We start from the raw sequence: 8241 nt of genomic DNA, 5'->3' as shown, positions 1-8241 counted from the left end.
AGATAGCACTCAGTTTTTTCGCTTCTGTGCTTTATTGCGTAAGCATCCCTATTTAAAAACTGTCCGGAGTATTGCTAGAGGACAGGTGATTACTTCAAAATATGTGGAAGTACAGCAAGTTTCAAGTTGAATAATACATCCGAGCGAGCAAGTAGCCATACAAAATCCTGCTACCCGTTTTCTTATACAACTATAGCAATCCTAAATAATTATCAAGACTATGATACCATTATATGCAATCCTTGATTGTGAGACTAAAAGAATGAATAATTTACAACTGCCACAAAAAAATCTAGCTTCCTTAAAATCTTTTATTAACAGGAATATCGATAATACTTACACACATAAAATCATTGAGGATTGCTGTAGATGTAGAAAATTATTTAGGGTTGCTATAGCCTCATTCTGGAACGCCGAAACAGCAAACCCGAGCCGATAAACATCATGACGAAAAACGCATTCAAACCCAATACACCCAACACACCTAGGGATGCTTCTATCGAGTTCACTTGGGGCTTTTCGACAATCAGTGCGATTGCAGGAACCAATGCCTGAGCGAGGGCTGTTGCAAACAAAGTACGTGCCATTCCCTGCGGTCGTAAACGCGCGATGGCGGCACCGAGGATTCCAATGGCGAGCACTCCGAAATACATGAGGTTAACGGGGTTGTCCTCAGACCCGATGATACCAACGGCAAGGTTCATCCAGACGAGGAGGAGCGCTGCCGCGAGTGCAATGCCGACAGCTACTCGGTATGCCATAGTGCCCCCCTTCCTCGCTACCAATTCATAAGCAAGACCCGTGCCGAAGATGAGAGCACCGGCGACAATAAAGTCAGTCAGGTCCCACACTACTCGATCGGTAAACAGCATTGCTAACCAGGGCATCAGCAATATGAATGCTGTCCCGAGTGCAAGGTAAATAATGTTTTTGTTTTGCATAAGAATATATGTTATGTTCTCTCTGATAATTCCCGCGGATGTTTCGAGGAACATCCAAAGAGCACAACCGAATAATCCTCGTCCTTCCTCTGCACGCTCTCGGAGAATATCGGTGAAAGTTTGCTTCATTTCCTCACCGAAGCGCTCATAGTAAGGCTTTGAGTAGAGGCCAAGTAGTTTTGCATACCAGTTTCGGTATTGTCGTATTAAGCGTTCGTTCATAAAATGTCCTACGTAAAAGTATTCGGAAAGATCCGTTTTTGTTGAGCAACCATCAGAATTTCGCGGTATCGCTCCAATTCCGCAGCGAGTGCTTTTTTACCCAGCCCGGTGATTTGGTAGTAGATCCGTCGCTCGTCATCCATTTTTGGGTCTATCTTTTTGTCACTCTCACGTATCAATCCCGCTTCAATCATGCGACCAATCGAGCCGTAGAGCGTTCCAGGCCCCATCTTTACCTTTCCCTGTGAATCGGATTCGACCTGCTTCATGATTTCATAGCCATGACGCTCCTGTGTGGAGAGTGCCAGAAGGATATGAAACACTGCTGGAGTAAGGGGTGTATTGGTTGTTTTCTTTTTAGCCATACCTCATACTATATCCGCAACGGATATATGTCAATACAATGCTAAAAGTCCGAAAAAATCACGCTTCACCATAAGTTGGAGCTTAACTCAAGGAACTTGCGCGGGCTAAATGGAATGTCTGTTGAAGAATGAGAAGAACGGGGTAAATATCGACCCAGTGCCTTCGTTCCCTTGAACCCAATCCATATTGATTGAGGAAAAATCCCATAAGCACAATCACAACGCAAGATGGCACACAGATTTACTACAAAGATTGGGGTACAGGACAACCCGTTGTCTTCAGCCACGGTTGGCCTCTGAATTCTGATAATGGGGAAGCTCAAATGCTGTTTCTAGCAGACCACAGGGTTCGAGGAATCGCTCATGACCGTCGGAGACATGGGCGATCGAGCCAACCTGGGAACGGAAACGAGATGGATACTTATGCTGAGGATCTCGCGACGCTGATTGAAACGCTAGACCTGAGCTGAGCTAACTTAATTGGGTTCTCTACAGGTGGAGGTGAAGTTGCCCGCTATATCGGTCGCCACGCCACAGCGCGAATTGCAAAATCCCCACTGCGTTCCGCTGTTGCGCCACTGATGCTGAAAACAGAGAATAATCCTGACAAACTACCGATTTAGGTATTCGATGAGCTTTGCGCTGACTCCTTGGCGACTGAGCGCAGCTCTATAAGGATCTCGCTAGCGGCCCCTTCTTCGGGTTCAACCGTCCGCGTGCTAACGTCTTGCAGGGCATGATTGAGCGGTTCTGGCTCCAAGGAATGCAGGCGGGACACAAGAACACATTCGACTGCATCAAAGCATTCTCTTAAACAGATTTCAATTCCTTTGAAAATTTTTCTACAGTCTCAGGGTTCATTATTCTTGGTCTTCCCAAACGAGTTTGCTGCAATAACAATTCTTATATTTCCTCTTTTAAGGGAACCATAAAACCATCTTTGTACCGTGTTACGATAAGTCATTCAAGGTAAAGTTGAGAATCAGCAAAAAGAGATAAAACCTTTATCAACTATGCTTTTTTGGTTGAAACTTTTAACCACTTGCATTAATGTTGGCCATTAGGAATCCGTAACAACAAATCCATAAAAATAACTTGATCAGCCAGTTAATTCTGATATGATATTCTCTATCAAGGAAAGACCAGAGGGGAGGAAAAACAATTAGCAGCATACCAAAAGAAGCTATAATAGCTATGTGGTATCGTTTACCTTCTGTGTAAGAAAGGAATAATAAAATTCCTATCATAACCAAACAGTAAAGAGAAGCAAGCCAACTAAATACTTTGCCGGGCGTGTTCATATTACAACCTCTCTTCCTGACTTTAATTATGGTTACTACGTAACTAAATGATTAACAAACAATCATAGTTCACCCTGTCTGTTGCAATCAAGTCTCCACCAGTTTCGTAGACAGCCCCGCCAATCCGCCGGGAGTCACCCCGACAATGTACGCATCGATGTCAACGCTGCCGACTCGGTAAACCTGCAACTGCGATAAGTTCTGCTTTAGGATGCTGACTAAGTTCTGGAACCGCTGCACTGTTTCCCGTTCTTCTTCATCGTGCCAATCTTCCTCAGCATTTGCCACATCAAAGAACTCTTCCACACTGACTATTTCTAGGGGAGCATCGGGTGGATGGTTAGTCAGTTGCAGAAGTTTCGCTGGAGTAAGTTCTTCCTGTATCGGCCAGCTAATGACCTTGAAAGGAGCGTCGGTTTCGCTACCGAAGAGCAAGCCCTCGGAAGCTTGTTTGAGTTGGGTGGGGATCGAGTCGGTCATGGTGGCGGTGGTTCCTCAGCTTTACTGTGATGGTACGGTTGTTGTTGGCTGGAACTAAGGACTTTTTGGTACATTCGGATCTTCGCGACAGGTTGAGAGCGGTAATGATTCGCCACCACGAATTTCGCTAATTCTCGATCGAGCGCTATCTGTCACCACATCCATACAAGCACAACCATACCCATGATAACCATTCGTTTTGACGTACTCTTTCTCATTAGTAGGAAGATTATCCATTCCTTGGGCTTCATATCCCCCTTGCATCGAGATCACCCAACGGCCATCTTTGTCTATTAAATACCAATTTCGAGGTGTGGGATTGTACAACCATCCACACCTAGTTTCAGTTGCACTAGCCGGAAGAGCGAAAATAGAAATACTTGCAATAATAGCTGGCACAATCAGAAAACTTAATTTCATATTCTCAGCAACATCTTATTTTTATTCAATTATAACAATTTATATGAAACTGAACCTTAGCTAGCTAAAAACTCAAGACAGCGAACCAACCCATGATGATTGCAGCCCCTGGCACACATGGAAAGTTGTCGGGGAATTGGTGCTCGTTAGAGGCTAATAACTAATCTTCGGGATGTTCCTGCACGAACGCATCGGTTTCAGTGGTGGGAGAGGGGGTTTAGCCTCCATAAAAGTTTGTTGGTAGATTAGTTAATCAACGTTGGTTAATGTCAGGAAGTTTTCGCCACTGGCAAAATGCAATTTTGAAATACTTTTGCTATAAGGTTTTAAAAAATCAAGTTTCTGGGTGGCGAAGAAATAAAGACACTAACAAGATTAAATAACCAATTTCCTCATTAAGAACCTGTGCGCTCCAAGAAAGGCGAGAATGCTGGGGATGACCAGCGCAGTGGGAGGCTGCCCTCTACCCGACAGCCACGATCGAGGTGGAAGCAAAACAATCGCTCTGCTCCCTCGTAGTCATTGATTTGGGCACCTTCCCAAATCACTTCGGCTGTGCCTGTGAGATAGAGCAGGTTGCCCCGATCGAAATCCACAAATAGCAGTCCTGCCCTGGGATTTAACTCTAGGTTGCCAAAGGTATTAAACTGACAATTGCCAGAGAAGTCGGGAACGGTCAGCGTACAGTCATCATCGAGCCGCACAAAGCCTGATTTGCCACCGCGATGAGAAACATCTACCCCGCTAGCAATGCCTGCCGATGTATTTTGATAAGCGGTTGCAATGAAGAAGGTATCAGCGGCAGCAATCGTGGCGCGTTCTTCCGAGCCGAGCATTTGGAATTGATGGATCGATTGCGGCACTGCTGAATCTTGCTCAATTAGCTCAAACATCCGAGTTTGAATATATTTGGGACAATTGCCAAAGCTTTGTCGCACTTGCACTTCAAAGCGATCCGAGTCAATTGCTGTGACAGTAGCATTCACACGATTGCGACGACGGGTATGAAGCTCAATCCCGAGCAAGCCGATATCGATGCGATCGGCAAGAGTATTTGTCAAAGGATCGCCAAATAGGGGTTTAGCGGCAATCTGTAAGGTGCGATCGTCGGGCGTTGATACAAAGCCCGGTTTCCCTACCAGAATTGAAGCCCAGGGGCTGCCTGTCACATCCACCGTACCCACAATTATGTAAGAAAGTTGGGAGAAGAACTGGCGAAACTGATCGGGCAGGTATTCCCGAATCATTTGTCGTCCTTGCCTATCCATCTTGGCCTGCGTACCCATTCGACCTTGAATTGCTAGTTCGCCCGCATGAAACGGCGATTCGGTTCTTGTCCAGCCTGGGATTGCCATACGTTACCTCTGTTTTTAAGCTGTGTGGTTCGCCTACAGTCCAGCCATTGGGATATAGCCGGGGAGTTGTTTGATGCACCCTATCCAAGTCATGACGTTGGGATAGGGTGCGAGGTCAATCTTGCCATCGTTCGCCAGAGCAACGTAGGGAAAGACTGCGATATCAGCAATGGTGGGGCGATCGAATTCTAACCAGTTGCGCGTAGTCAAATGTCGATCTAATTGAGTCAGGATATTCTCTGCTTGCTGGTGTGCCCGTTCGATATTGATACTGGTAGCCCCAAACAAATAATAAAGTCGGGCATTTTCGGGGCCCTGGCGAATTTCTCCAGCAGTTGTCGATAGCCAGCGAACGACTTGAGCCAACGGGAGCGCATCCAACGGCAGCCAACTATCGCCACCATACTGTCGTGCCAAGTACACCAAAATAGCTTGAGCATCCGCTAATTTGGTATCACTATCGATTAACAAAGGAACCTGTCCAAAGGGGTTAAGTGCCAAATATTCCGGCGACTTGTGTTCGCCTTTCATTAAGTCCACTTTTACCCATTCATATTCAATATTTAACAGTTCCAGCAATAGTCTTGGTTTGTAGCTGTTACCAGACATTTCGTGACCGTAAAGCTTAATCATGATGTTTCTCCTTGTGAGTGTAAACATGATTGATTTAGGACTGCCACATTCCCTAATTCACATATTCAGACTGGGGTCATGCCACCATCATAGTTTGATACCGTTCGCAAAACTGCTCAAAACTGCTGTCGTCTGAGACGAGAAAGGCAAAGGCTTTGGCAATTTCATCGGGCGTACCGACTCATCCTAGCTCACTGGTGACGGCTTGACTGTCTACAAATTTCTGCGCCTGCTCTTTGCTCAATCCCACAAGGGTGTAGCCAGGGGTTGAAACCACTCAGGATTAATCGCATTGACTCAAATTTTGCGTTCTTTGAGGTCGAGTATCCAATTGTGGGCAAACGATCGCACGGCAGCCTTGGTCGGGCTATAAATATTAAAGACTGGGGCGCCTGCGGTAGAAGCAGTCGAGGCGTTTAGAATAAGAGAAGCGCCCTTTGGCAGAGATAATGCCTTCTGCACGGTGAATAGCAAACCTTTGATAAGTAATGGGACAGAACTAATTACACACTGATTCTTTGTTAATTTTTAGCTATACAAGGTTTGTAGCTCATAGGTTTATGTAATTAATTGTGACTGGGAGCAATCCTAAATTATTATCATGATTACGGTACAATTATAGGCCATACTTGATTATGAAAAAAGATGAATAATTTACAATTTCTACCAAAATATATAAAAAAGTAACCCCTTACTTCCAATCAAAGTTCTTTGAAGATATTTGATTACAAGCTAAAAATTTTTGAAAAAAGTATTGGCATTTATCTAGGTATTTTAAGGTTATAAAACTTTTGTGTGAATTTTTAGCAGGGAACGTAAATTTGTTTTACCCAAAATACATCAGTACACTTATACACAGAAAATCATTGAGGATTGCTATATTGGACAATAAGCCAAGGTGTACGAGAGTGGCATAGCAAATTTCTGCGTTGGGACAGCGGGCTTGGAGGCGATCGCGATCGTTAGACTCAGCCAAATCTTCGATTCTTTCAGGAAAGTGAATAAAAGCGCTATCAGTAAAGAATAAAGTGTCTTGTAGGACAGCAAAACTTTTCTTATAGCTAGCTGTCCCATACTTCTCAAAGGCTGCTAGGCAACAACAATTGTTTGACCGTTGGTTAAACTGGTAAAGTCATACGTTGTGCTACCAGCTATGAGTTCTTCAAACTCAGAAGTTTTCATAGTGCCATTACTACTTCTAAAACCTACCGTTGTCCCCAATATTTCAACGGTATAGCTGCCTGATGTTAATTCCAGTGAGTCTCGATCCTTCCCGGCATAGAAAGTAGCATAACCAGAACCCCTGATATAGTCTGTACCTTTTCCTAAAAATATGCTGCCAAAGCTAGAAAAGCCGCTATCAGTAATGATGGAGTCCGCGCCATTACCAGTATTAATGGTACCGCTGTTGGCGATGGTCGCGCCAAAGCGAAAATCAGTCCTAATGCCAAGAATTATATCATCGCCGTCGCCAGTATTTATAGTGCCGGTATTGGAGATGGCGATGCTGTAAGTGCTAGTGCCAGTGATTATATCGTTGCCATCCCCGGTATTGATGGTGGAGGAATTGGCAATGGCGTCGCCCTGAGTTGAAATGCCAGTGATTGTGTCGTTACCCTCGCCGGTGTTGAGAAAAGAGGAATAGAAAACCGTGCCGTAATAGCCACCAGTGCCAGTGATTGCGTCATCCCCCTCGCCAGTATCGATGGTGGAGCCGCTGATGGAGCCAAAACGTATGCCAGTGTATTCGCCAGTACCCGCGATCGTGTCGTTACCGCTGCCAGTATTTATGGTGCTGGGGCTTTGCAAGTTGGGGTTAGTAGAGTTATGCTCGATTCCTACGCTCAAAAAACCCTGGGCAATGCCCGTGATTATGTCATCACCACCACCCGTATCAATGGTGCCTGCTTCGTTGAAAATGCCATTACTCTCACGATCGCTCGACCTGTATTTTCCTTGTTTGTAACGGATACCGAGGATTAAGTCGTTACCCTCACCCGTATTGAGCGCGCCCGTGTTGTGGATGCCACTAATCGTGTACTCGTAAGTATCAGGAATTAAGTCGCCGTAGTCTGCCGCAGCAACGATTAAGCCGTTACTATCACTGGCATTGAACGTCCCGCTGTTGTAGAAACCGCTTATCCTCGTCGGAATGCTGTTGCTAATGTTCTCCCTGCTACCGAGGGTTAAGTCCTCGCCCGCAAGAGTATTAGCGAAGCCGTTATTAAGTATTCTTTCCTCGCCAGATACGCCGATCGAATTACCCTGCTCGGTAAAGGTTATCCCTGAAAGTTCGATTGGCATAAGAAGACCTCGGAATGAAAATTAAAGCGACACAGTATTATATGTCACCATTATAGCGGTATCACCCTTGATAATATTTCATTCAGTCTGATTTCATTTCTTAGCATAGCCAAAACTATTTTGATGAGAAAACTTGTTCCTAATTTTTTTTAATGCAGCAACAATTAATACTTAACGGCTAGGATTATAACACTGAAAGGTTTTAACATCGAAATACAAA

Annotated in this window: 8 protein-coding genes; 1 reads left to right on the top strand and 7 read right to left on the bottom strand. The window is 44.8% G+C overall.

Annotated elements, in window-relative coordinates:
• Positions 1 to 392 precede the first annotated feature (392 nt).
• On the bottom strand, positions 393 to 1163 hold the full coding sequence (locus QUA27_RS26745; protein ID WP_333072025.1) for a hypothetical protein: 771 nt from the start codon (positions 1161 to 1163) through the stop codon (positions 393 to 395).
• 8 nt (positions 1164 to 1171) lie between these two features.
• A complete protein-coding gene (locus QUA27_RS26740) occupies positions 1172 to 1528 on the bottom strand; it encodes a PadR family transcriptional regulator (protein WP_333072024.1) in 357 nt (118 codons plus the stop codon).
• A gap of 323 nt (positions 1529 to 1851) precedes the next feature.
• On the opposite strand from QUA27_RS26740, the gene QUA27_RS26735 reads away from it, so the two are divergent.
• Positions 1852 to 1998: an alpha/beta fold hydrolase gene (locus tag QUA27_RS26735; RefSeq protein WP_333072027.1), complete on the top strand. Its 147-nt coding sequence runs from the start codon at positions 1852 to 1854 to the stop codon at positions 1996 to 1998.
• A gap of 918 nt (positions 1999 to 2916) precedes the next feature.
• Here QUA27_RS26735 and QUA27_RS26730 read toward each other — a convergent pair.
• The 5 genes from QUA27_RS26730 to QUA27_RS26710 form a co-directional block, all read right to left on the bottom strand.
• Positions 2917 to 3309: a nuclease A inhibitor family protein gene (locus tag QUA27_RS26730; RefSeq protein WP_333072023.1), complete on the bottom strand. Its 393-nt coding sequence runs from the start codon at positions 3307 to 3309 to the stop codon at positions 2917 to 2919.
• Positions 3310 to 3363: 54 nt separating this feature from the next.
• Complete coding sequence (locus tag QUA27_RS26725; RefSeq protein ID WP_333072022.1) at positions 3364 to 3708, bottom strand: DUF4087 domain-containing protein; 345 nt, start codon at positions 3706 to 3708, stop codon at positions 3364 to 3366.
• Between the two features lie 416 nt (positions 3709 to 4124).
• A complete protein-coding gene (locus QUA27_RS26720) occupies positions 4125 to 5084 on the bottom strand; it encodes a pyridoxamine 5'-phosphate oxidase family protein (RefSeq protein WP_333072021.1) in 960 nt (319 codons plus the stop codon).
• A gap of 33 nt (positions 5085 to 5117) precedes the next feature.
• Positions 5118 to 5717, bottom strand: a complete 600-nt coding sequence (locus tag QUA27_RS26715; protein ID WP_333072018.1) for a glutathione S-transferase family protein — start codon at positions 5715 to 5717, stop codon at positions 5118 to 5120.
• 1089 nt (positions 5718 to 6806) lie between these two features.
• Positions 6807 to 8021 carry a hypothetical protein gene (locus QUA27_RS26710; protein ID WP_333072015.1) on the bottom strand — a complete coding sequence of 405 codons (1215 nt, stop codon included), beginning with the start codon at positions 8019 to 8021 and terminating at the stop codon, positions 6807 to 6809.
• Between the last annotated feature and the right edge of the window lie 220 nt (positions 8022 to 8241).

The organism is Microcoleus harperi Pol14_C6, assembly GCF_036701295.1.
Classification (GTDB): domain Bacteria; phylum Cyanobacteriota; class Cyanobacteriia; order Cyanobacteriales; family Microcoleaceae; genus Microcoleus.
This window is presented reverse-complemented; position numbering and strand designations above follow the sequence as displayed.

Coding starts and splice junctions, on each gene's coding strand:
- QUA27_RS26745 (WP_333072025.1), bottom strand. CDS start 1,163: ATGAACGAACGCTTAATACGACAATACCGAAACTGGTATGCAAAACTA.
- QUA27_RS26740 (WP_333072024.1), bottom strand. CDS start 1,528: ATGGCTAAAAAGAAAACAACCAATACACCCCTTACTCCAGCAGTGTTT.
- QUA27_RS26735 (WP_333072027.1), top strand. CDS start 1,852: ATGCTGTTTCTAGCAGACCACAGGGTTCGAGGAATCGCTCATGACCGT.
- QUA27_RS26730 (WP_333072023.1), bottom strand. CDS start 3,309: ATGACCGACTCGATCCCCACCCAACTCAAACAAGCTTCCGAGGGCTTG.
- QUA27_RS26720 (WP_333072021.1), bottom strand. CDS start 5,084: ATGGCAATCCCAGGCTGGACAAGAACCGAATCGCCGTTTCATGCGGGC.
- QUA27_RS26715 (WP_333072018.1), bottom strand. CDS start 5,717: ATGATTAAGCTTTACGGTCACGAAATGTCTGGTAACAGCTACAAACCA.
- QUA27_RS26710 (WP_333072015.1), bottom strand. CDS start 8,021: ATGCCAATCGAACTTTCAGGGATAACCTTTACCGAGCAGGGTAATTCG.